14 protein-coding genes and 20 tRNA genes are annotated in these 21824 nt (G+C 54.4%); 27 read left to right on the forward strand and 7 right to left on the reverse strand.

Going from position 1 to position 21824, the window contains the following annotated elements:
* Positions 1 to 453: 453 nt before the first annotated feature.
* Positions 454 to 1425: an elongation factor P--(R)-beta-lysine ligase gene (gene epmA / locus PGW97_RS01135; RefSeq protein ID WP_207103368.1), complete on the forward strand. Its 972-nt coding sequence runs from the start codon at positions 454 to 456 to the stop codon at positions 1423 to 1425.
* 391 nt (positions 1426 to 1816) lie between these two features.
* Here epmA and PGW97_RS01140 read toward each other — a convergent pair whose 3' ends face one another.
* The 6 genes from PGW97_RS01140 to rsgA all read right to left on the reverse strand — a co-directional run bounded on the left by PGW97_RS01140 (position 1817) and on the right by rsgA (position 9856).
* On the reverse strand, positions 1817 to 2716 hold the full coding sequence (locus PGW97_RS01140; RefSeq protein WP_273858245.1) for a DMT family transporter: 900 nt from the start codon (positions 2714 to 2716) through the stop codon (positions 1817 to 1819).
* 220 nt (positions 2717 to 2936) lie between these two features.
* Positions 2937 to 3650 carry a carbonic anhydrase gene (locus PGW97_RS01145; RefSeq protein ID WP_047885237.1) on the reverse strand — a complete coding sequence of 238 codons (714 nt, stop codon included), beginning with the start codon at positions 3648 to 3650 and terminating at the stop codon, positions 2937 to 2939.
* A gap of 386 nt (positions 3651 to 4036) precedes the next feature.
* Positions 4037 to 5920, reverse strand: a complete 1884-nt coding sequence (locus tag PGW97_RS01150; protein ID WP_273858248.1) for a methyl-accepting chemotaxis protein — start codon at positions 5918 to 5920, stop codon at positions 4037 to 4039.
* A 296-nt stretch (positions 5921 to 6216) separates the two neighbouring features.
* Positions 6217 to 7632, reverse strand: a complete 1416-nt coding sequence (locus PGW97_RS01155) for an SLC13 family permease (RefSeq protein WP_047885299.1) — start codon at positions 7630 to 7632, stop codon at positions 6217 to 6219.
* 131 nt (positions 7633 to 7763) lie between these two features.
* The gene (gene asd, locus PGW97_RS01160; RefSeq protein ID WP_273858251.1) at positions 7764 to 8660 is read right to left on the reverse strand and encodes an archaetidylserine decarboxylase; all 897 of its coding nucleotides are present in this window, start codon (positions 8658 to 8660) and stop codon (positions 7764 to 7766) included.
* A 143-nt stretch (positions 8661 to 8803) separates the two neighbouring features.
* Complete coding sequence (rsgA, locus tag PGW97_RS01165; protein WP_207103365.1) at positions 8804 to 9856, reverse strand: small ribosomal subunit biogenesis GTPase RsgA; 1053 nt, start codon at positions 9854 to 9856, stop codon at positions 8804 to 8806.
* Between the two features lie 133 nt (positions 9857 to 9989).
* Here rsgA and orn point away from each other — a divergent pair, with 133 nt between their 5' ends.
* From orn to PGW97_RS01270, 21 genes are all read left to right on the forward strand, one after another.
* On the forward strand, positions 9990 to 10535 hold the full coding sequence (orn, locus tag PGW97_RS01170; RefSeq protein ID WP_207103364.1) for an oligoribonuclease: 546 nt from the start codon (positions 9990 to 9992) through the stop codon (positions 10533 to 10535).
* A gap of 130 nt (positions 10536 to 10665) precedes the next feature.
* Positions 10666 to 10742: transfer RNA gene (locus PGW97_RS01175), tRNA-Met, on the forward strand.
* A 3-nt stretch (positions 10743 to 10745) separates the two neighbouring features.
* A tRNA-Gly gene (locus PGW97_RS01180) sits at positions 10746 to 10821 on the forward strand.
* A 39-nt stretch (positions 10822 to 10860) separates the two neighbouring features.
* Positions 10861 to 10941 (forward strand) — tRNA-Met (locus tag PGW97_RS01185).
* A 3-nt stretch (positions 10942 to 10944) separates the two neighbouring features.
* Positions 10945 to 11020: transfer RNA gene (locus PGW97_RS01190), tRNA-Gly, on the forward strand.
* A gap of 39 nt (positions 11021 to 11059) precedes the next feature.
* Positions 11060 to 11136, forward strand: a tRNA-Met gene (locus tag PGW97_RS01195).
* Positions 11137 to 11139: 3 nt separating this feature from the next.
* Positions 11140 to 11215: transfer RNA gene (locus tag PGW97_RS01200), tRNA-Gly, on the forward strand.
* A gap of 39 nt (positions 11216 to 11254) precedes the next feature.
* Positions 11255 to 11331: transfer RNA gene (locus tag PGW97_RS01205), tRNA-Met, on the forward strand.
* Between the two features lie 3 nt (positions 11332 to 11334).
* Positions 11335 to 11408 (forward strand) — tRNA-Gly (locus tag PGW97_RS01210).
* A 39-nt stretch (positions 11409 to 11447) separates the two neighbouring features.
* Positions 11448 to 11524, forward strand: a tRNA-Met gene (locus PGW97_RS01215).
* A gap of 3 nt (positions 11525 to 11527) precedes the next feature.
* A tRNA-Gly gene (locus PGW97_RS01220) sits at positions 11528 to 11603 on the forward strand.
* 39 nt (positions 11604 to 11642) lie between these two features.
* Positions 11643 to 11719: transfer RNA gene (locus PGW97_RS01225), tRNA-Met, on the forward strand.
* A 2-nt stretch (positions 11720 to 11721) separates the two neighbouring features.
* Positions 11722 to 11797 (forward strand) — tRNA-Gly (locus PGW97_RS01230).
* Positions 11798 to 11832: 35 nt separating this feature from the next.
* Positions 11833 to 11908 (forward strand) — tRNA-Gly (locus PGW97_RS01235).
* A gap of 34 nt (positions 11909 to 11942) precedes the next feature.
* Positions 11943 to 12018: transfer RNA gene (locus PGW97_RS01240), tRNA-Gly, on the forward strand.
* Positions 12019 to 12053: 35 nt separating this feature from the next.
* Positions 12054 to 12127: transfer RNA gene (locus tag PGW97_RS01245), tRNA-Gly, on the forward strand.
* 35 nt (positions 12128 to 12162) lie between these two features.
* Positions 12163 to 12237 (forward strand) — tRNA-Gly (locus PGW97_RS01250).
* Between the two features lie 35 nt (positions 12238 to 12272).
* A tRNA-Gly gene (locus tag PGW97_RS01255) sits at positions 12273 to 12348 on the forward strand.
* Positions 12349 to 12382: 34 nt separating this feature from the next.
* A tRNA-Gly gene (locus tag PGW97_RS01260) sits at positions 12383 to 12458 on the forward strand.
* A gap of 157 nt (positions 12459 to 12615) precedes the next feature.
* Positions 12616 to 12706 (forward strand) — tRNA-Gly (locus PGW97_RS01265).
* Between the two features lie 41 nt (positions 12707 to 12747).
* A tRNA-Met gene (locus PGW97_RS01270) sits at positions 12748 to 12824 on the forward strand.
* Between the two features lie 817 nt (positions 12825 to 13641).
* Here PGW97_RS01270 and queG read toward each other — a convergent pair.
* On the reverse strand, positions 13642 to 14796 hold the full coding sequence (queG, locus tag PGW97_RS01275; protein WP_273859611.1) for a tRNA epoxyqueuosine(34) reductase QueG: 1155 nt from the start codon (positions 14794 to 14796) through the stop codon (positions 13642 to 13644).
* A 174-nt stretch (positions 14797 to 14970) separates the two neighbouring features.
* On the opposite strand from queG, the gene PGW97_RS01280 reads away from it, so the two are divergent.
* The 5 genes from PGW97_RS01280 to miaA are packed head-to-tail and all read left to right on the forward strand — an operon-like array spanning position 14971 to position 21789.
* Entirely contained in the window at positions 14971 to 16458 is a 1488-nt protein-coding gene (locus PGW97_RS01280; protein WP_273858252.1) for an NAD(P)H-hydrate dehydratase, read from the forward strand.
* Positions 16459 to 16466: 8 nt separating this feature from the next.
* Positions 16467 to 16931, forward strand: coding sequence for a tRNA (adenosine(37)-N6)-threonylcarbamoyltransferase complex ATPase subunit type 1 TsaE (gene tsaE / locus PGW97_RS01285; RefSeq protein ID WP_047887585.1), 465 nt, complete (start codon positions 16467 to 16469; stop codon positions 16929 to 16931).
* A 4-nt stretch (positions 16932 to 16935) separates the two neighbouring features.
* Positions 16936 to 18654, forward strand: a complete 1719-nt coding sequence (locus PGW97_RS01290; protein ID WP_047887586.1) for an N-acetylmuramoyl-L-alanine amidase — start codon at positions 16936 to 16938, stop codon at positions 18652 to 18654.
* A gap of 2 nt (positions 18655 to 18656) precedes the next feature.
* Positions 18657 to 20861 (forward strand): DNA mismatch repair endonuclease MutL, encoded by a 2205-nt coding sequence (gene mutL / locus PGW97_RS01295; RefSeq protein WP_273858255.1) that lies wholly within the window; start codon positions 18657 to 18659, stop codon positions 20859 to 20861.
* A complete protein-coding gene (gene miaA / locus PGW97_RS01300; protein ID WP_047887588.1) occupies positions 20854 to 21789 on the forward strand; it encodes a tRNA (adenosine(37)-N6)-dimethylallyltransferase MiaA in 936 nt (311 codons plus the stop codon). The genes mutL and miaA overlap by 8 nt, the downstream gene beginning before the upstream one ends.
* The last annotated feature ends 35 nt before the right edge of the window (positions 21790 to 21824 follow it).

Below are 21824 nucleotides of genomic sequence, written 5' to 3' on the forward strand. Positions count from 1 at the left end.
TAAGTTCATTCTATGAAACAAAATCAGTAGAAAATTTGATTTAGACGCATCTTTTCCAAGGAAATACCCCCTAAGAGTAAGGTGATTACAGAAACTGTGATTATTGTCACAAGCTGTAATGTTTTGTCATTGTTAGCAACTGAAAACGAGTTGTTTTAGATGTTTCTGGCTCGTTGTTGATGTGTTTCGACTTTATGGCGTAAATCCTTGTTGTCCAATAAGATAGCCGATGAACAAGGCATTCCGCCCAGAAAGAATGTTAGTTTAATATCGCTGACGTGACCGGATTGTTAACTCAATGTGTGTTTGGTGTGGTTTTGTCGCTGTGGTTTCGTGTCTTATTTTGTTCATAATTATTCATAAATTGTGGATGCACAGAGCGGCTGTTTCAGATCCGCAGATTTGCTACCATAACGGCCTTTATTTCAGCAGTTAGAAAGATCGAAACCGGCTATGACTACCCATTGGCAACCTACTGCATCCCTTCCTCAACTGAAGCAGCGAGCCGCGATTCTGGCTCAGATCCGCGCCTTTTTTGCCGCCCGTGATGTGTTGGAAGTGGACACCCCGGCGATGAGCCAGGCGACCGTGACAGACATTCACCTGCACACTTTCCAGACCCAGTTTGTTGGGCCGGGCTTTGCCAACGGGCAACAACTGTATCTGATGACCAGCCCGGAATTTCATATGAAGCGCTTGCTGGCGGCAGGTAGCGGGCCGATTTACCAAATCTGTAAATCCTTCCGCAATGAAGAATCCGGGCGCTATCACAATCCGGAATTCACCATGCTGGAATGGTATCGTCCGGGCTTTGACCATCACACTCTGATGGACGAAATGGATGACCTGTTGCAGATGGTGCTGCAGTGCGGGGCCGCAGAGCGCATGACCTATCAGCAGGCGTTTCTGACGGTACTGGGCGTGTGCCCGCTGACGGCGGAGATGGATGCACTCAAAGCGGTCGCGGCGACGCTGGGACTGGCTGATATTGCAGAGCCGGAAGACGATCGGGATACCCTGCTTCAGTTACTGTTTAGCGTGGGAGTGGAAGCGAAAATTGGCCAGCAGGCCCCGGCGTTTGTTTATGATTTCCCTGCTTCTCAGGCGGCGCTGGCGCAAATCAGCCCGGCGGATGAGCGGGTAGCAGAACGTTTTGAGGTGTATTTCAAAGGCATTGAGCTGGCGAATGGTTTCCATGAACTGGCCGACGGCGATGAGCAGCTGGCACGGTTTGAAGCCGACAACCGCAAACGACTGGAGATGGGGCTGGCACCACAGCCGATTGACCTGCATCTGGTCAACGCCCTTCGGGCGGGCTTTCCTGACTGTGCTGGCGTGGCGTTAGGCATTGATCGTCTCATCATGCTGGCTCTGGGGCAGGATCATATTGATCGTGTAACAGCGTTTCCGATCGAGATTGCCTGATAAGGATCGTATCGACCAACACAACGAATGAGAGAGTCTGAAAGAGGCAAAGGCAGACTAAGGTAGGCCAAGCTTAAACTTAGAATCGACAGACAGTCACCCGAGGATGACTGTCTGTCAGTCTGAGCTCCTCTGACGGAGCGCTGCCCCGGCCATAGGGCATGAGGAACAGCCTGTGGACGGTGTGGTCAGGCGTCAGTTAGGATTTCAAGGCGTCTTACCGCCCGCAGAGCTGACTCACACGTGGCAAGTATAACTCGTTATCACGTAGATGCAAATGATTCTCAATTGCTGGTGTGGGATGCATCCCTTTTATTGATAGTTTTAAGCTCTGATACCTAATCTCAAACGTCTACGTACGCTTGTCATCATTGTATGAGCTGTGTGGCGCTTAGTGGCTCAGAATCAATACGGTGCCCAGCACTGCCAGACAGGCGCCGCACCAGGCCTGCCAGGGCGGCATGATTCGGGTATACAGCCACAGTAGAGGCAGAATCATGATAGGGGTCGTGGAAGAGAGCAGCGCCACCATGCCGACATCGCCGTAGCGCAGGGCATAGAGGATAAATGTCATCCCGACCGCCATAGCCAGAAAGCCATTTAGGGCAACCTGCAGGAAAATGGACAGGGTGATTGGTTGGTGCGGACGGGCGAGGCGCAGCCCGGTGACCCGCAGCAGACTGTGCGCAGCAAAGGCACTGGCCATGCGCATGGCTGACGCTGCAACCGGGTCAATATCGGTCTGCATCACCGGTTTGGCGATCACCGCACCTAACGACTGGCACAGTGCTGCGGTCAGACCCAGAGCAATCGCGATCCACAGGGTACCGTGACTGCCTTCCCAATGGTGGTGGCTGGCATCTTTCTGACGGCTCTGGCCGAAAAAGATGGCTAGAGCCACGCCGCTGAACACCAGAATGCCACCCACCAGTTTCCAACCCAGTAGCTGTTCATCAAACAGCCAGATCCCGAGTAACGCTGAAAAAACCGCATGGCAGGAAAATAGCAGTCCGGCGCGACGCGGGCCAATACGGTTGAAACAGGCAAACAAGGCGGTATCGCCGATGAAGATCCCAACCAGACCGGATAACAGCATGACGCTGGCCGCTTCCCAGTGCAGGGTGGCCCAGCCGCCGTTCAGTAAGGCTATGACGGACAGCATGACCGTGACGCAGGCCATCCGCCAGCGGCTGTAGGCAAAGGCGCCGAGATGGCGGGACGGTGTGACAGAAATCAGGCTGCTGACAGCCCACAGCATTGCGGCGCCGAGCGCCAGCCATTCGTAACCCATGATATTCCTTATCGTACAGTGAGTTGCCTGCGCATCGGGCGAAGCACAGCGGTGCAGGGCGCTTATCTTGCGGCAAGGGTGCCAAGCGGTGCAATGTTTTTCTGGCTGGCTGGCTGGCTGGCTGGCTGGCTGGCTGGCAGAGCTTGGGGCAGCGCGGGTCGGCTACCCCGGATGTGTCAGGTGCGGTGGGAGGGACGGCAGACGGAATCTGCGGCGGTCGTTATTGCAGGATCACCCGGGCATTGAGCGGCTGCACCGGTCGGGCGTTATCCCCCATGATTTCGTGCAGGGCTGTGGTCTGTGCCGGGCTGCTGGCCTGAGGCTCTTTCAACACATACCAGCGTACTCCTTCGGTACAAGGTGGGGTCGTTAACGAGCCGCTGAAACGGTAATAGTCGCGTTCACGCGGCAACAGGTCCGCCGGGTTGATGGTTGCGCCCGGTGTGCGGGTTTCCCCGGTTTCCGGCAGGCTGTTCAGCAGGTTGCCCAGGGTTGCGTTACCCCGCGGGCCGGTTTCAAACATGGCGGCAATGACAGCCAGTTGCCCTTGTGAGCTGGCATGGACAAAGTGGACCTCCAGCGGAAATTGTTTGCCCTTGATGGTGTTTTCTGACGGCGTGTGGAAATGGAACTGTTTGAGGGTGAAGGTTTCGCCCTCAATGTCCAGGGTGTTTTGCCCGCTGACATTGGCCTGAATGGTGTGGCCGTTGTTGATAAGTTCACTCACCTGGCCTTGGTAATCAATATGTAATGGTGCCAGTTTGGCGGACAGGGTTTCGGTTATGTTTACCGGGCTCTGGTTCAGCCCCTCGCCACAGGTTTCAAACTGCTCACCCCAGTGTTCGACGCCATGGGCGCCCTCATAATGCCAGTCGGCGGCGCTGGTTTGGGTGGCCCAGCTGGCGGCCAGCAAGAATAATGCTGCTTTGGTCATGGTTGTGTTCACGATGTTGCCCTCTCTGATTGTTATATGACCGGGCTGTCTGGCTCGGCCGGCGCATTTTACGGCGGTGCCGGGTGGGGGGAATGAGGAAATCGCCGTTTTGGCAGCTATGTTGGAATCTAGCAAAAAATGACGGCAGATAATGAAAAGTTAGGTCTTAGTTTTGCGAGGCAGTTGGCACCGTGCCGTCGTGTCGGCAGCTTTGCTGCGGGCGTTTCGCTTGCCTGGTATCAAGCCTAGACGGCTGAGAGGCGAAGCGGTTGTAAGGAAAACAAAAAGGCCGCGCAATAAAGGCGGCCGGAGAAGGAACAACCAGACGTTATTGCCTGAGTGTTTAAGAGGCGATGTTCATGACGACACCCGTTTCGTCACGGCAATCAGACCTGAAAGCGAGAGACATCCTCACGCATTTCGTTTGCTGCACGGTGCATCGCCCGGGCGCTTTCGGTCACGGCCCCCGTTTGGACCGCCAAATGATCCGAGACGTCTTTGATGGCCTGAGTATTGCGGCTGATGTCTTCACTCACGGCGCGCTGCTCTTCGGCAGCACTGGCAATCTGGGTTGCCATGTCCGATATTTCCGTAATCGCTTGAGTGATCTGGTTGAGGCTTTCGCTGGCGGCTTCAGCGTAACCGACGCTCTGACCAGCCAATTCGGTACTGGTCTCCATACTCTCAACCGCCTGACGGGTGTTCTGCTGCAGGGTGTCAATCATGCTGCGGATTTCCTCAGTTGAGTCGTGGGTGCGCTGGCTCAGGACGCGAACCTCATCAGCGACCACCGCAAATCCCCGGCCTTGTTCCCCGGCCCGGGCGGCTTCAATGGCAGCGTTCAACGCCAGCAGGTTCGTCTGCTCGGCAATGCCCTGAATGGTTGATAGAATCTGATTGATATTCTGGGCATTTTGTTCCAGTTCGTGAATCACATGAGCGGCATCCTGCACCTGATTGGCCAGCTGCGTAATGGCATGACGGTTCTGGCCAATTACGCCCTGACCTTCTTCGCAGGCGGTGGTGGAAGCCTGCGCCGCCGAGGCGGTCAACTCGGCATGACTGGCGACCTCGGCAGAAGTGGCCGACATTTCGTGAATGGCGGTCGCGATCTGGTTGACGTCATTTTGCTGCTCGGCCACTTTGTGGCTGGCCATTTCCGTCTGATTGGCGGAGTGACCGGCCTGCTCACCGAGGGTGTGCGACTGCGCGACAATGGTTTTAATCATCGACTGCAATTGACCGAGGAAGCGGTTAACGTGCTCGGCCAGTTCCCCAATTTCATCCTGCCGCTCGATATCAATACGTTGGGTCAGGTCTCCGCTGCCTTGTGCCAGTTGCGCCATCGACTCGCTCAGGCGGGTCAGCGGACGCAGCAGGCTGTTGAAGATCAGGGTCGCGATTGCGGCGATCACCACATACAGTGCTACCGAGGCCAGCAGAACAAACGTGATCTGGCGGCCAATCGAGGCATAGGCCAGATCTTTGTCTTCCACCAGTACCAGGGTCCAGTCCGTCCCGGCGATGGGGGTGGCATACAGCAGTTTGTCACGGTTGTCAGTGTCAAAACGGAAAGCGTGGATAGTTTGCTCGCGCTCAATTTGTTTCAGCAGTGCGGGCGTTAAATCGGCATCCAGACGGGTCAGGGCTTGCTGGCTGAGCGATTCATCACGGTAGGCCACTATCTGGTTGTTGCCATCCAGCAGGAAGGCAAAGCCGTCGTGATCCAGCTTCAGGCTCAGTACCTGTTGAATGATGTCAGTGATGGTCAGATCGGCCGCCAGTACGCCCTGATGCTGACCTCGGAAGGCTTTGGCCAGGCTGACCACCATGCTGCCGTCAAAGTCCTGATAAGGTGCGGTCACGATCAGGCCGCTTTGCCCCATGGCATCTTTGTACCAAGGACGGCTACGGGGATCGTAATCTGCCGGCCAGTCTTCGGTTTTATCGCCATAGGCAATATGGCCGTCGCTGAAACCGGCATAGACCGACAGGAACTGGCCGGCACGTTTGGTCAGCAGTAACTCACGGTCGATATTGTCCTGATTGGCGATCAGGGTTTCATTGGCCAGCAGCATGTCACTGCGGATTGCCAGCCAGTCAGTAATGTAACGGCTGGTGGCCTGGCCCATGTCTTTCATCTGGTTACTGACGGCATAGGTAGTTTCTGCTTTCAGCTGGGAAATGGATATCCACGCCTGAACGGCGCTCACGGTAGCAATGATCACTGCAATGGCGATCTGTATTTTGAGTTTTAGTGTCAGTTTCATCATATCTCTCTCGAATGCGCATGTTTTTAGTGTTATTGCGAGGAGGTGGTTGTGTGGCTGTGTGATTGTCGCTGGGTTCGGATAAAAGCGCGTCAGAACGTCGGCAATATGAACATTTATCGGCGGTTTGGGGCTTATCATTAGCCAGAAATGTTAGTTTTTGCGTGACCCTCATTGCAAAACTCGGTTTTTCAGGGCGTTGAACGCAAAAAGGATGCGGTGTGAGGCCGCATCCTTGTCATAAACGTTGTGTCTCAGCGTTACGCGACAGCGTCTTCCCGCAAAGACGCTGACGGTCAGGTGATGATCATGGCACCGGCATAGACGACGGCGAGGCCAACCAGCCCGATGATGAGGCCGGTCTTGGCCATGTCTTTGCTCTCAATCAGTCCGGTTGAGTACGCCAGGGAGTTCGGTGGCGTAGACACCGGCAGGATCATCCCCAGAGAGGCCGAGAAAGCGACCACGACCAGCACCCCTTGCAACCCGCCCAGTGATGCCAGGCTGTCCATGGAGGTCGCCACGGCTGCGGCAATGGGCATCAACAGGTTAGCGGTGGCGGTGTTGGACATGAAGTTGGCCATCAGCCAGCAGATCATCGACAAAGTCAGGACAACGGCAATCGGCGACAGCACATCATAGTCCACGGCATGGGCCAGTGCCTCAGCCAGACCGGTTTTCTCCAGTCCGAGGCCAATCGCAATCCCCCCGGCAACCAGCCATAGCACATCCCAGTTGATCAGCTTGAGTTCTTCTTTCCCCATGATGCCGGTCAGCGTGAACACCGCCAGTGGAATAATCGATACCACATAGGTGTTCATGCCGTGCAGGGCGGTGGTCATCCACAGCACTATCGTCAGGGCAAAAGTGATATACACCACGATTGCCTGCCAGCTGGTCTGGAACTGACCGTCCAGCTGGAGCGTCATATGGCGCTGAGAGGACGGAAACAGTTTTTGCAGCAACCACCAGGCAAAAGTCAGCTGAAGAATCACAAACGGCAGGCCGATGGTCATCCAGCCCAGAAAGCTGATGCTGTTTTCTCCGGTCAGGTACTGCAGGGCAATGGCGTTGGGCGGGGTTCCGATCGGCGTGGCGATGCCGCCGGTGTTCGCCGCGACAGGAATACACAGCACCAGCGCTTTGATGCCGATATCTCCTTTGGGAACCGAGGCCACAATAGGGGCCAGCAGTGCCAGCATCATCACCGTGGTTGCGGTGTTAGACATAAACATCGAGAACACTGCGGTGATCAGCATCAGGCCCAGCATGATGAATTTGGGCTGGGTTCCAAACGGTTTGAGCAGGACTCGGGCCAGATTGTTATCCAGTTCATATTTGGAGGCGGCAATCGCGAGGGCAAAGCCGCCCATAAACAGAATGATGATCGGTGAAGAAAAGGCGCCAAAAATGTCGGTATATTGCAGCATTACCCCCATGTCGTGCCCTTCCGGGGGAATGCGGAACAGGTGCAGCCCTTTATCGGAAATCATGATCAGTTCCAGGGCGATAATCAGAATGGAAGTGGCAAATACCGGCACTGGCTCGAGTACCCACAACAGGGCCGCGAGGGCAAAAATGGCCAGCAGACGATGCTGGGTCAGGGTGAGATCGTCAATCGGAATCGCATCAATCGGCAGCGTCAGGATACCGAGCGGGATCCCGAAAGCAACCAGCAGTTTGAAGATATGGGCAAGCGAAAATGTTGGCATAGTCTGTTGGTTTGCATATGAATTAATAGCCGCCAGCATACTATTGAGGGGCGGGGAATTCCCTCGGCGTGGTCGATTTTTTGCACAAAAAAAGGGGCCAGAGGCCCCTTAAATGTAAAAGTGTTAACTGATTATGCTTGTGCGATGTCAGCGACTGTCGCATCAGCATTCAGGCGGCGGGCATACGCGCTGCCCATCAAAGTCGGGGTGGTCGGTTCCAGACCTTCCACAAACTCAACGGCGGCTTTCGGGAACAGGTTAATCACGGTTGATCCCAGCTTGAAGCGACCCATTTCTTCCCCTTTTTTCAGGGTGATGGCTTGCTCACCGTCTGCCGGGTAGTCCCAGCGATGCACGCGTGGACTGCGAGGTGGCGTGATTGTGCCTGCCCAGACGGTTTCGATGCTGCCGACAATGGTGGCACCCACCAGTACCTGTGCCATTGGGCCGAAATCGGTATCAAAGATACAGACGACGCGCTCGTTACGGGCAAACAGGTTCGGTACGTTCTGTGCCGTCAGCGGGTTTACGGAAAACAGCTCACCCGGAACGTAAATCATTTGGCGCAGCGTTGCGTCACATGGCATGTGGACGCGGTGGTAATCTTTCGGCGACAGGTACAGGGTGGCAAACAGGCCGTCATCGAACTGTGCAGCCAGCTCAGCATCGCCACCCAGTAGCTCAACGGCTTCATAGGTGTGCCCTTTGGCCTGGATTAACTGTCCCGCCGTTACCGGGCCTAATTGGCTGACGCAGGCATCTGCCGGGTGACAAAGCGTTTGGGCGTCTTCGTCGATTGGGCGTGCGCCTTCTTTCAGCTCACGCACAAAAAAGTCGTTGAAGGTCGCATAAGCAGCCGGATCTGGGTTCCGTGCTTCGTTCATATCAATGCCGTAGCGGCGGATGAACCAGCGGATTACCGTCGTTGTCAGTTTACCGGCTTTCAGGGAAGCCAGTTTGCCGGCAAGCTGGGTCAGGGTCTGTTTAGGCGCGCAGTACTGCAGGCCGATTTTAAGATTGTCGTGCACGGTATCTTTTCCAGAAACTTTCAGTCGATCAACAAGATGATTACTTATTCATAACGCTAGCCGGGCATGATACCTGACTTAGCGAACAAAGTCAGTCTCATCCGGCCAGGAAGACTTCCCCCAATTGTTGGGGGAAGTGGGGATCAGTCGGGTTTGTTGCGGGAGAATTGCCGGTTAGCAACGTTCTCTGACATGCTTTCAATTATGCGGTGGTAGCTGTCATAGCGCTCCTGGCTGATTTTACCCTCTTCAACCGCTTCGCGGATCAGACAGCCCGGATCGTCGCCGTGTTTGCAGTCGCGGAATTTACAACCGCCCAGAAAATCACGGAACTCCACAAATGCATTGGTCACCTGCTCCGGCTCAAGGTGCCACAGACCAAATTCCCGGACTCCCGGTGAGTCAATCAAATCACCGCCGTGCGGGAAGTGATACAGACGGGCTGCGGTAGTCGTGTGCTGGCCCAATCCCGAGTTCTCAGAAATGTCACCTACCTCGGCGTCAACTTCCGGCATCAGCGAGTTCACCAGGCTGGATTTCCCCACGCCAGATTGACCGGCAAAAATGCTGATGTGATCTTTCAGATCATCATTCAGGCTGTCCAGCCCTTCACCGGTGGTGGAACTGACCATACGCACCTGATAACCGATATTCTGGTACAGGGCCAGCATCTGCTCAACGGTGTGACGCGCTTCCGGATCCAACAGATCGACTTTGTTTAAAACGATCAGGGGTTCGATCCCTACCGTTTCCGCTGCGATCAGGTAGCGGTCGATGATATTCAGTGACAACTCCGGAACAACGGCGGATACAATCAGGATCTGATTGACGTTTGCCGCCACGGCTTTAACGCCATCGTAGTAGTCAGGGCGAGTCAGCATGGAGCTGCGTTCGTGTACGGCTTCTACCACTCCGGCAATACCTTGCAGGGTTTCCACCCCTGGGCGCCAAACCACGCGATCACCGGACACCAGGCTCTGGATACTGCGTCGCAGGTTGCAGCGGTGAATCACACCGGTTTCCGGATCTTCAATGTCGGCATGCTGGCCGAAACGGGTGATCACCAAGCCTTCACGGGCTGACTCCAGCAGGGATTCATCCCACTGGATATCATCTTTTTCGCGCGTTAGGCGTTTGTTTTGGTTAGAGCGCACACGACGGCTCTGTCCTTTGGTCAGCTTTTTCTTTTTTGCCACAAGAATTTCGTTCAGTTAGTTGGCTTACGATAAAATAAAGGCGTTTGCCGTCAGGGAATGTAGTCTGTTCCCCGCAATCGGCTTGCATTTGGTATTATCATACATGGTTTACTCATAGAATAGGCAATATCCGATGACGATCAGCGATCAGAACCTTATTTGGATCGATTTAGAAATGACCGGGCTGGATCCTGAAGCCCATAAAATTATTGAGATTGCGACGATCGTGACGGATGCGCAGCTGAATGTGCTGGCTGAAGGACCAGTACTGGCGGTTCATCAGCCAGAGTCGGAATTAGCAAAAATGGATGAGTGGTGCACTTCCACCCATACTAAAAGTGGGTTGGTAGCGCGAGTGCGCGAGAGCAAGGTTGATGAAACAGAAGCTGTGCGTCAGACCATTGCCTTTCTGGAGCAGTGGGTACCTAAAGGTGCGTCACCAATTTGTGGTAACAGCATCGGGCAGGATCGCCGCTTTTTGTACAAACATATGCCAGAGCTGGAGCAATACTTTCACTACCGTTACCTGGATGTCAGTACACTGAAAGAACTTACCCGCCGTTGGCAGCCTGATCTGCTGACCGGATTCCACAAAAAAGGCAGTCACCTGGCTCTGGACGATATTCGTGATTCAATCAATGAGTTGCGTTACTATCGTGAACATATTTTCAAAATTTGATGATGATTTAGACGGTCGCATTGAAATTTCCATATTTTTTTTAGGAAGTATTGCATCCGTCTAATTTCTTCGTATAATGCGCAGCCTCGAAAGGCAAATATTCAATTGTTTTGCTTTTCAAAAAATCGGACGCGGGGTGGAGCAGCATGGTAGCTCGTCGGGCTCATAACCCGAAGGTCGTCGGTTCAAATCCGGCCCCCGCAACCAAATGCGACACTAGCTCAGTTGGTAGAGCGCAACCTTGCCAAGGTTGAGGTCACGAGTTCGAACCTCGTGTGTCGCTCCAAATTTAAAGTTGTCATCGTACTTAACGGTGAAAATCGGACGCGGGGTGGAGCAGCTTGGTAGCTAGCTCGTCGGGCTCATAACCCGAAGGTCGTCGGTTCAAATCCGGCCCCCGCAACCAAATGCGACACTAGCTCAGTTGGTAGAGCGCAACCTTGCCAAGGTTGAGGTCACGAGTTCGAACCTCGTGTGTCGCTCCAAATTTAAAGTTGTCATCGTACTTAACGGTGAAAATCGGACGCGGGGTGGAGCAGCTTGGTAGCTCGTCGGGCTCATAACCCGAAGGTCGTCGGTTCAAATCCGGCCCCCGCAACCAAATGCGACACTAGCTCAGTTGGTAGAGCGCAACCTTGCCAAGGTTGAGGTCACGAGTTCGAACCTCGTGTGTCGCTCCAAATTTAAAGTTGTCATCGTACTTAACGGTGAAAATCGGACGCGGGGTGGAGCAGCTTGGTAGCTCGTCGGGCTCATAACCCGAAGGTCGTCGGTTCAAATCCGGCCCCCGCAACCAAATGCGACACTAGCTCAGTTGGTAGAGCGCAACCTTGCCAAGGTTGAGGTCACGAGTTCGAACCTCGTGTCGCTCCAAATTTAAAGTTGTCATCGTACTTAACGGTGAAAATCGGACGCGGGGTGGAGCAGCTTGGTAGCTCGTCGGGCTCATAACCCGAAGGTCGTCGGTTCAAATCCGGCCCCCGCAACCAAATGCGACACTAGCTCAGTTGGTAGAGCGCAACCTTGCCAAGGTTGAGGTCACGAGTTCGAACCTCGTGTGTCGCTCCAAATTTAAAGTTGTCATCGTACTTAACGGTGAAAATCGGACGCGGGGTGGAGCAGCTTGGTAGCTCGTCGGGCTCATAACCCGAAGGTCGTCGGTTCAAATCCGGCCCCCGCAACCAATGCGACACTAGCTCAGTTGGTAGAGCGCAACCTTGCCAAGGTTGAGGTCACGAGTTCGAACCTCGTGTGTCGCTCCAAATTACAGCTTTCATCGTGCTTAACGGTGACGATTGCGACACTAGCTCAGTTGGTAGAGCGCAACCTTGCCAAGGTTGAGGTCACGAGTTCGAACCTCGTGTGTCGCTCCAAATTACAGCTTTCATCGTGCTTAACGGTGACGATGCGACACTAGCTCAGTTGGTAGAGCGCAACCTTGCCAAGGTTGAGGTCACGAGTTCGAACCTCGTGTGTCGCTCCAAATTACAGCTTTCATCGTGCTTAACGGTGACGATTGCGACACTAGCTCAGTTGGTAGAGCGCAACCTTGCCAAGGTTGAGGTCACGAGTTCGAACCGTGTGTCGCTCCAAATTACAGCTTTCATCGTGCTTAACGGTGACGATTGCGACACTAGCTCAGTTGGTAGAGCGCAACTTGCCAAGGTTGAGGTCACGAGTTCGAACCTCGTGTGTCGCTCCAAATTACAGCTTTCATCGTGCTTAACGGTGACGATTGCGACACTAGCTCAGTTGGTAGAGCGCAACCTTGCCAAGGTTGAGGTCACGAGTTCGAACCTCGTGTGTCGCTCCAAATACAGCTTTCATCGTGCTTAACGGTGACGATTGCGACACTAGCTCAGTTGGTAGAGCGCAACCTTGCCAAGGTTGAGGTCACGAGTTCGAACCTCGTGTGTCGCTCCAAATACAGCTTTCATCGTGCTTAACGGTGATGATGCGACACTAGCTCAGTTGATAGAGCGACCTTGCCAAGGTTGAGGTCACGCCAAGTTCCTCGAAGATCGGGAACCTCGTGTGTCGATCCAAATTACAGCTTTCATCGTGCTTAACGGTGACGATTGCGACACTAGCTCAGTTGGTAGAGCGCAACCTTGCCAAGGTTGAGGTCACGCCAAGTTCCTCGAAGATCGGGAACCTCGTGTGTCGCTCCAGTTTATAGCCTTCATCGTGCTTAACGGTGACACAATACGGACGCGGGGTGGAGCAGCTTGGTAGCTCGTCGGGCTCATAACCCGAAGGTCGTCGGTTCAAATCCGGCCCCCGCAACCAAATTCTTGAGAGCTTTGGTCAAGTAACCATTGCACTCCATTGTTGCCGCTCTTGTGCATAAATCAGGAGACCGGCACAGCTACTACTGTGAAGTATTAGTTCCATTGCAGCATTCCTGGGGTATTCGATAACCGGTAGCCTTGTGTGTTGCGTCAATGTTCCATAACGGGAGTTACTGGAACCGAAGAAGCTTTTCAGCTTCAACACATCATCAATGAATTGAGCATGCGATCTGACGATTGCGTGCATTTGTTCACAATTCATGATGCTCTGTGGCCAGTGCCAGATGGCAACATGCGCTCTTTACTTGATAACTGTCTTCGTTCCAGAAAGTTACCAACAGAGGGTATGTGATATCTCAGTCCTTCCTCTTCCAGACAGATAGGCTTCAAACCTTGGCGGCGCTTGGGTTTAAGAGAAGTTTTCGGCAAGAAATAACCGGATCATGCACAGAGTTATCCACATCTATAACTTGTGGGTAAGTCAGTTGATTACGTGTGCCGATAGCGTGTGAACAAGTCTGTATTTATCTTTTTTTTATTTCGATGTCCGGAAAACACACAAAACTTATCAACAGTTTAAGGTGTTGTTTTGTATGGTTTTTTGTTGGGTTACTCAAGGTTTATATACAACCTGATCCACTATGTGGATGACTGAATAACTTTTTCAGCACCTGCCAGTCCGAGCTGTGTTTAATATTTTCATCTGGGTATAAATACGCTCAAATGAAAATGTTTTCCACATTTCCCCATAAGACTGACTCAACTCTCAATCTGTGTTAATCAGGTTGCAACACGATAGCCGGATTATTCGCAGCCTACGCATCGCGTGGCAATCCTTTTTCTACAATACGAATAAGGCGCCGTGTTTTAGCCGGTAAAACCTCAATACGTTGTGCTGTGAGATGAGGGAGCTGATTGGCCTGGTTTGCACGTTCATGTTGCTTGCCCAGCGCCCACTGAATGTGAACGTCCAGCAGTTCGTGCTCGCCAAGCCGCTGTTCTAACGCCTGAACAAGCTCTGTGCTATATGGGGCATTACCCATGGCGATGGCGATATTACGTAGCCATTGCACATGTCCGATACGTCGGATCGCAGAACCCTCGGTATTTTTCAGAAATTGATTTTCATCCCACTGAAATAAGGTGACCAGAGGTTGCTGATACAGGCTTTCCCGGCAGTGGTAGTCTTGCTCTTCCGTGACATCGGCGTAACGGTTGAAGGGGCAGACCAGCTGGCAGTCATCGCAACCGTAGATGCGATTACCGATCGGCTCGCGAAACTCTTCCGGAATCACCCCATCAAATTCAATGGTCAGATAAGAAATACAGCGTCTGGCATCAATGACCCCTTCTTCCACAATCGCCCCTGTGGGGCAGCTGGTCATACAGGCCACACATTTACCACATTGGTTTTCTACCGGGGTGTCGACAGGCAGGGGCAGGTCGATAAGCAGTTCACCCAGAAAGAACCAGGAGCCTGCGTGTTCGTTGAGAATCAGAGAGTGCTTGCCAGTCCAGCCCAACCCAGCCTTTTCAGCCAGAGGGCGTTCCAGAATCGGGGCGGAATCCACAAAAGGGCGATAACCGAACTGACCGACGGCCGCTTCGATTTTTTGCCCCAACTGCTTGAGTCGGTTACGGATGAGCTTGTGGTAGTCACGTCCCAGGGAATAGCGGCTGACGTAGGCGGTATCTGGTTGACCGAGGCTTTGGGCAAATCCCGCTTCGGGTGGCAGATAATTCATCCGCACACTGATCACCCGAACGGTTCCCGGCAACAGTTCTGCTGGCCGGGCACGCATCATGCCGTGGCGGGCCATCCAGTCCATCTCCCCGTGATAACCTGCGTCCAGCCAACGTTGCAGCTGTGCTTCATGACGGCTTAGATCGACATCGCAGATGCCCACCTGCTGGAAGCCTAATTCCTGGCCCCATTGCTTGATGTGGTTGGCAAGATCGCGGTAGTCGATGGTCATTACATAGGATCCCTGGTGAATTGGGGGCGGAAGTCTACCACAATCATGGTGAATGTTGAGGAAAAATTCCGGTAAAAGTCTGTCGGGCGGATCTGCGGGATCCATTGTCAGCCGAACGGGATTTCGGCACTATCTTGCAAAGAAAGAACCGGATGAAAGGAGATCGGGATGGCGTCAACAGTGTGGCCGCGTCGGCTCTATACCGCCGCGCAGGTGCGACAGGGTGAGGCTAAGGCTGCCAAAGCCTGTCAGGTAGCAATGTACCAGTTGATGGAGCGGGCTGGTGAGGCGGTATTTGCAACGCTTTGCCGTTCATTTCCGGATGCTCGCCATCTCTTGGTGTGCTGTGGTGGCGGGAATAATGGAGGAGACGGATATATTGTAGCCCGGCTGGCACAAACGGCTGGCTTTCAAGTGTCACTCTGGCAGCAAGGGGATGCTGACCGGCTGCAGGGGGATGCGGCCATCGCGCGGGATGCCTGGCTGGCTGTTGGCGGCACCATTTCAGCACCAGAAGCATCGGTACCCGAAACGGTGGATGTGGTGGTTGATGCGTTGCTGGGAACCGGATTGTCCGGATCCGTACGATCTGATGCGGCCGCTACGATCCTTGCGATCAACCAGAGTGCTTTGCCGGTTGTGGCGGTGGATATTCCCTCCGGATTGTGCGCTGATACCGGCCGGGTGCTTGGGAGTGCGATCCAAGCCAGGATCACGGTCACTTTCATTGGCTGTAAGCAAGGGCTGCTGACCGGGCAGGCCGCCGCGTACACCGGGCAACTGATATTGGCGGGGCTCGGGGTTGCGGCTGCGTTTGATGCGCAGCAGCAACCTTCGGTACAGGTAGTTTCTGATAATGATGTCATGCTCGCACTGCCTTGCCGCAAACGGACCGCTCATAAAGGGGATCATGGCCGGATCCTGCTGGCCGGTGGCGATGCCGGGATGGGGGGGGCTATTCGTCTGGCGGCGGAAGCGGCGGCAAGGGCGGGAGCCGGGCTGACGGCGGTGCTCACCCAACCTGACAATGTACTGTCAATTGTGACAGCGATTCCTGAGATAATGGCGCGGGGTTGGCAAGACAAGGCCCACGAAGCAGAAGAACGACTGCACTGGGCTGATGTGCTGGTTCTCGGGCCAGGGCTAGGACAAACTGACTGGAGCCGTGCGCTGTATTTCCATCTGGCAGATACCGAGAAACCTATGGTGCTTGACGCTGATGGATTGAACTTATTAGCCCTTTCACCAGACTATAAAAATAATCGTATAATTACTCCTCACCCAGGTGAAGCTGCACGCTTACTCGGTTGCACGGTGGCTGACATTGAGCAGGACCGTTTTGCTGCCACCCATGCCCTGCACAAGCAGTATGGCGGGGTAGTAGTGCTCAAAGGTGCGGGAAGCCTGATTTATGATGGTGTGCAGCATTGGCTTTGCCCGGCAGGGAATCCGGGAATGGCGACGGGGGGAATGGGCGATGTACTGTCCGGCGTGATAGGTGCTTTACTCGGCCAGGGACTATCTCTGGCGGAAGCGGCCCGAATCGGTGTTTGGGTACATGCCCGCGCAGCAGATGCATGCGCAGAAGCCGGGGAGCGTGGTATGCTGCCCAGTGATTTATTCCCCTATATTCGACAACAAGTAAACCCAAGATAAAGAAAAGAATGCAAACATTTGAAACCCTGCTTGCCGATGAACAGGCGACAGTTGCGTTGGGCCAGCAGTTAGCTCAGGCCTGCCAGCGACAAACTACTATTTACCTGCACGGTGATCTGGGTGCAGGAAAAACCACGTTTAGCCGTGGCTTTATTCGTGCCTTGGGTCATACCGGTAACGTAAAAAGCCCGACGTATACGCTGGTTGAGCCTTATGAACTGCCACCTTGGCAGGTGTACCACTTTGATTTGTACCGTCTGGCGGATCCTGAAGAGCTGGAGTTTATGGGTATTCGTGATTACTTCTCGGCGGATGCCATTTGTCTGGTCGAATGGCCGGAAAAAGGGGGTGGCCTGCTTCCTGCGCCGGATCTGGATCTGGACATGCGTTACGAAGGTGAGCAACGCAAAGTCACCATCACAGCGAACAATGAATACGGTAGTGAACTGATCAAACGTTTGGAGTTGTGTTGATAGGATGTCGTTACGGGCTTTATTTCATGCTGTAGTTTTAGGGGCTGGGCTTTTTTGTACCCAGGTGCTGGCCAATGATTTAAGTGGGATCCGGGTCTGGCCGTCGCCGGATGAAACCCGGGTGGTGCTGGATATGGGAGAGGAGGTGGATTACAGCTACTTTACCCTGACCAAACCGGATCGCCTGGTGGTGGATCTCAAAAAAACCACGCTGAAAACCAAATTGCCAATGGCGGTGCAAGACAGCGCTGTTCTGAGCCAGGTTCGTAGCAGTGGCGCACCGGAAGATGGCACCTATCGTCTGGTCTTCGAGATAAAGAAGAGCCTGACCCCCAATGTATTTAAGCTGGCCCCGACGCCGGACGGGCACTATGGGCACCGTCTGGTGGTCGACCTGCCGCACGGCAAGGCCAGTGTAAAACAGGCTGAGCCCGAAGCGAAAAACTCGAACCCGGTGGCGAACCAGAAGGCCATCCTGCCTTTTGGGACGGACGATATTGTTGTGGCCATTGACCCGGGACACGGCGGTGAAGATCCTGGCTCTATCGGGCCAAGCCGTCTTTACGAGAAAAACGTGACCATGGACATCGCGCAAAAGGTAGTGGCGCGCATCAATGCGACCCCGGGGATGCGAGCTGTCCTGACCCGGCGCGGCGACTATTTTGTGAACCTGAATAAGCGTTCGGAGATCGCCCGCAAGAACAAAGCGCACCTGCTGGTCTCTATCCATGCTGATGGTTTCCACAAGCCGCAACCGCGTGGTGCCTCGGTTTGGGTACTGAACACCCGCCGGGCGAACACCGAAATTGGCCGCTGGTTGGAAAAGCATGAGAAACAGTCAGAGTTGCTGGGTGGCGGTGATGTGCTGTCAGCCAACAATGAAGATCAGTACCTGAGCATGGCCGTGCTGGATTTGCAATTCAGCCACTCGCAAAAAGAGGGCTATGATGTGGCCAACCGGGTGCTTAAAGAGCTGAGCAAAGTGACGACGCTGCATAAGAACCGGCCGGAGCATGCCAGTTTGGCGGTACTGAAATCACCGGATATTCCGTCACTGCTGGTTGAAACCGGGTTTATTACCAACCCGAGTGAAGAGCGGCTGCTGAACACGAAAGGCCATCAGCGCAAACTGGCTGATGCGGTTTATCGTGGTGTCTTGGCGTACTTTAACGAAAAGCCGCCGGAAGGAACGCTGTTTGCCTCGCGTAAACAGGGGATCAAACACAAGGTGGCCAAAGGCCAGTCACTCAGTGTGATTGCTGCCAAGTATGACACCAGTGTGTCGGCGATAAAAAGTGCCAACAGCCTTAAGTCCAATAGTGTCAATATTGGTCAGGTGCTGGTGATTCCGGGCAAGCTGCCGCAGTCGATTGCGGCAGCACCGCCGCCGGCTACGCCGGTCAAGTTGGTGACCCACACCGTTAAGCGCGGCGAGTTTCTGGGCAAAATTGCCGCTAACTACGGCGTGTCTGTGGCCAGTATTCGGGAACTTAACAAACTGAAGTCCGACAATGTAATGGTCGGACAGAAACTGAAGATTAATGCGAATCAGGGCAGTCCGGCCCCTCAAACTGAAGTGATTCATCATACCGTGCAGCGTGGTGAATTTCTCGGTAAGATCGCGGCTCATTATGGGGTCAGTGTAAACCGTCTGCGTGAAGTGAATCAGTTGCGTTCAGACAAGCTGGCTGTTGGACAAAAACTTACTATTCCAAGCAGTTAATTATGCCAATTCAGATCTTGCCAGCCCGATTGGCGAACCAGATTGCGGCCGGTGAGGTGGTAGAACGGCCCGCATCGGTGGTCAAAGAGCTGGTCGAAAACAGCCTCGATGCCGGTGCAACCCGGATAGACATCGATATCGATAAAGGGGGCAGCCGGACGATCCGCATTCGGGATAACGGCTGTGGTATTCCCAAGGATGAGTTGTCGCTGGCGCTGAGCCGGCATGCGACCTCAAAAATTGCTACGCTGGATGATCTGGAAGCGATCCTCAGTCTTGGCTTTCGGGGAGAAGCACTGGCCAGTATCAGCTCGGTGTCCCGCCTGACCCTGACCTCGCGCACCGTGGCGCAGGAAGAAGCCTGGTCTGCCTATGCGGAAGGCCGGGATATGGAAGTCCAGCTCAAGCCTGCGGCACACCCGGTCGGCACTACCCTGGAAGTGCTGGACTTGTTTTTTAATACCCCCGCCCGCCGCAAATTCCTCCGCACTGAAAAAACTGAATTCGGCCATATTGATGAGCTGCTCAAGCGGATTGCCCTCAGCCGGATGGACGTCAGTTTTAATCTGCGCCATAACGGCAAAATGATCCGTCAGTACCGTGCGGCAACGACCCAGATTCAGAAAGAGCGTCGGTTGGCGGCGATTTGCGGTGGACCGTTTTTGGACCACGCGCTGGCGGTCGAGCTGGAGCATGGCGGCTTTAAACTGACTGGTTGGATCTGTACGCCGCAAGGTGCACGGTCGCAAAATGATATCCAGTACTGTTATGTCAACGGTCGGATGATGAAAGACAAGCTGATCAACCATGCCATTCGTCAGGCTTACGAAACCAGCCTAGCCCCGGATCAGTACGCGGCGTATGTCTTGTTTATCGAGGTCGACCCGCATCAGGTTGATGTCAATGTCCATCCGGCCAAACACGAGGTCCGTTTCCATCAGGCGCGGCTGGTGCATGATTTTATTTGTCAGGGGCTGCAAAGCGCTCTGATTGAAGGGGCTGGCGAGGCAGCCAATTTTCAGGTGCCGGCGCCACGTGCCAGCGCTCAAGCCACACCGTCGCCCGCTTACCCGGCGTCGCAGAGTGCGTCGTATCAGGTTGAAGAACCCTCAGTATCACTGGCTGCGGCAGCGCGTACGCCGGATTACCCGAACAAAGCACCAACCAAAGACTGGATGCCATCATCAGGATCCGGCACTGGGCGAGCCAGCGCGCCATCGTCAGAAGACAACGGCCGAGGGACCGGACCGAGAGAGCCGTCAGTACCGTCCCGGGAGCAGATGCGACCGGAAGCCTTTACGCATCCGTCAGGTAGCCCTGCCACGTCGCGTCCGCGAGGCGAAGATGGGCCGTCGCCGCAGGAAGTCGCTACGTATCAACGTCTGCTGCAGACGGCAGAGTCAGCGGAAAGGCCGGCTAACCACTATGACGGTGCGGCATCAGCCCGCCCTGCCTCTGAACGCTCGACTTCGGCTGATGTGCGACCGGCGATGGCGCCGCTTTCTGGCCGTGAGCCAAGCTCGTCTGTACGCTCGGCAGCCAGTCAGCCATCTTCGGCTGTGCCGGCGGCAGCGATGCCCGCCCGCGTAACGGCTCCGACTGCGTTGTCGCAAAATGCCGTCGACGGCAGTAACGGGATCGGGCTGGGTAAGGCCCTGTGTATGGTCGCTGGCAAATACCTGCTGTTGAGCCGTGATGAAGGCGTCGCTTTGCTTTCTCTGGAGCGGGCGGCGCATTTGCGTTGCAAAGGCCAGTTGCGGATGGCGCAGTCAGAAGGTCTCAAGCCCCAGCCGTTGCTGATCCCGCATTCCGTACCGGTTGAGCCAAGTATGTTAGACTGTGCAGAACAGCACGCGCTCTTGCTCAAACAGCTGGGCATTCAGCTGAAAGCGAAGGGAACGCAACATATTGTGATTTTATCGGTCAGCCAACCGCTGCGGCAGCAAAACCTGCAGCAACTGATCCCGATGCTTTTGGGATACCTGGCGGCCGTGGCTGACGATCCACAAGCCCAGGGCTGGGACAAACTGCTGGACTGGATGAGTCGCCAACTGGTACTGGCACCACAGGCCTTCAGCCTGTCGCAGGCCATTCAGCTGGTTACGGAACTGGAACAGCTGTGGGGCGCTGATCTTGAACACTATTACTCTGAACTGCTGCGCCCGGTTGATTTGGCCGCAGCAATAGAAGCATTTGATTATGACTAAGCCACTTCCACAGGCGATATTTTTGATGGGCCCGACGGCTTCGGGCAAAACTGATCTGGCGATTCGCTTGCGCCAGCAGCTACCGGTCGAGTTGATAAGCGTTGACTCCGCCCTTATCTATAAAGGGATGGATATTGGTACAGCCAAGCCTGATGCCACAGAGTTGGCGCAGGCACCGCACCGGTTGATTGATATTCGTGATCCAGCGCAAAGTTATTCAGCCGCGGACTTTCGTGCTGATGCACTGAAAGAAATGGCTGATATAGTGGCTGCGGGACGGATCCCCCTGCTGGTTGGCGGCACTATGTTGTATTACAAAGCTTTGCTGGAAGGGTTGTCCCCGTTGCCGGCGGCTGATCCGGCCATTCGTGCCGGTATCGAGTTGGAGGCAGCAGAAAAAGGCTGGCAGGCCTTGCACGATGAGCTAAAGCGGATTGATCCGGTCTCCGGAGCTCGCATTCACCCGAATGATCCGCAGCGGCTGTCACGGGCATTGGAAGTTTTTCGTATTTCGGGTAAAACTTTAACTGAGCTTACGAAAACTCAAGGTGAATCCCTGCCGTACCGGGTTCACCAATTTGCAATTACTCCCATGGATAGGGCTATTCTACATCGGCGGATAGAACAGCGTTTTGACAAGATGATCGAAGCAGGTTTTGAACAGGAAGTTCGTGCTTTGTATGAACGGGGAGATCTGCATCCGGATCTGCCTTCAATACGCTGTGTGGGGTACCGCCAGATGTGGGAATATTTGGACGGGCAGTGCAGCCTGGATGAAGCGGTGTTCCGCGGCATCTGCGCCACCCGTCAATTGGCGAAACGTCAGATCACCTGGCTGAGAAGCTGGAATGAGTTGACGTGGTTGGACAGTGGGGACGTGGACAAAGCGTTACAAACCGTCACAAACTCAGTTAGATGTGCGGGTTGATTAACGTGTATACTCACTACTGTTTTGCGTATTTT

The sequence above is a fragment of the Photobacterium sp. GSS17 genome, assembly GCF_028621875.1.
GTDB classification, from domain to species: Bacteria; Pseudomonadota; Gammaproteobacteria; order Enterobacterales; family Vibrionaceae; genus Photobacterium; species Photobacterium ganghwense.

Excerpts from the sequence above, each read along its gene's own strand:
- PGW97_RS01280 (WP_273858252.1), top strand. The coding sequence starts at position 14,971 with ATGGCGTCAACAGTGTGGCCGCGTCGGCTCTATACCGCCGCGCAGGTG.
- PGW97_RS01150 (WP_273858248.1), bottom strand. The coding sequence starts at position 5,920 with ATGAAACTGACACTAAAACTCAAAATACAGATCGCCATTGCAGTGATC.
- miaA (WP_047887588.1), top strand. The coding sequence starts at position 20,854 with ATGACTAAGCCACTTCCACAGGCGATATTTTTGATGGGCCCGACGGCT.
- PGW97_RS01140 (WP_273858245.1), bottom strand. The coding sequence starts at position 2,716 with ATGGGTTACGAATGGCTGGCGCTCGGCGCCGCAATGCTGTGGGCTGTC.
- epmA (WP_207103368.1), top strand. The coding sequence starts at position 454 with ATGACTACCCATTGGCAACCTACTGCATCCCTTCCTCAACTGAAGCAG.
- PGW97_RS01145 (WP_047885237.1), bottom strand. The coding sequence starts at position 3,650 with ATGACCAAAGCAGCATTATTCTTGCTGGCCGCCAGCTGGGCCACCCAA.
- orn (WP_207103364.1), top strand. The coding sequence starts at position 9,990 with ATGACGATCAGCGATCAGAACCTTATTTGGATCGATTTAGAAATGACC.
- PGW97_RS01155 (WP_047885299.1), bottom strand. The coding sequence starts at position 7,632 with ATGCCAACATTTTCGCTTGCCCATATCTTCAAACTGCTGGTTGCTTTC.
- PGW97_RS01290 (WP_047887586.1), top strand. The coding sequence starts at position 16,936 with ATGTCGTTACGGGCTTTATTTCATGCTGTAGTTTTAGGGGCTGGGCTT.
- mutL (WP_273858255.1), top strand. The coding sequence starts at position 18,657 with ATGCCAATTCAGATCTTGCCAGCCCGATTGGCGAACCAGATTGCGGCC.
- tsaE (WP_047887585.1), top strand. The coding sequence starts at position 16,467 with ATGCAAACATTTGAAACCCTGCTTGCCGATGAACAGGCGACAGTTGCG.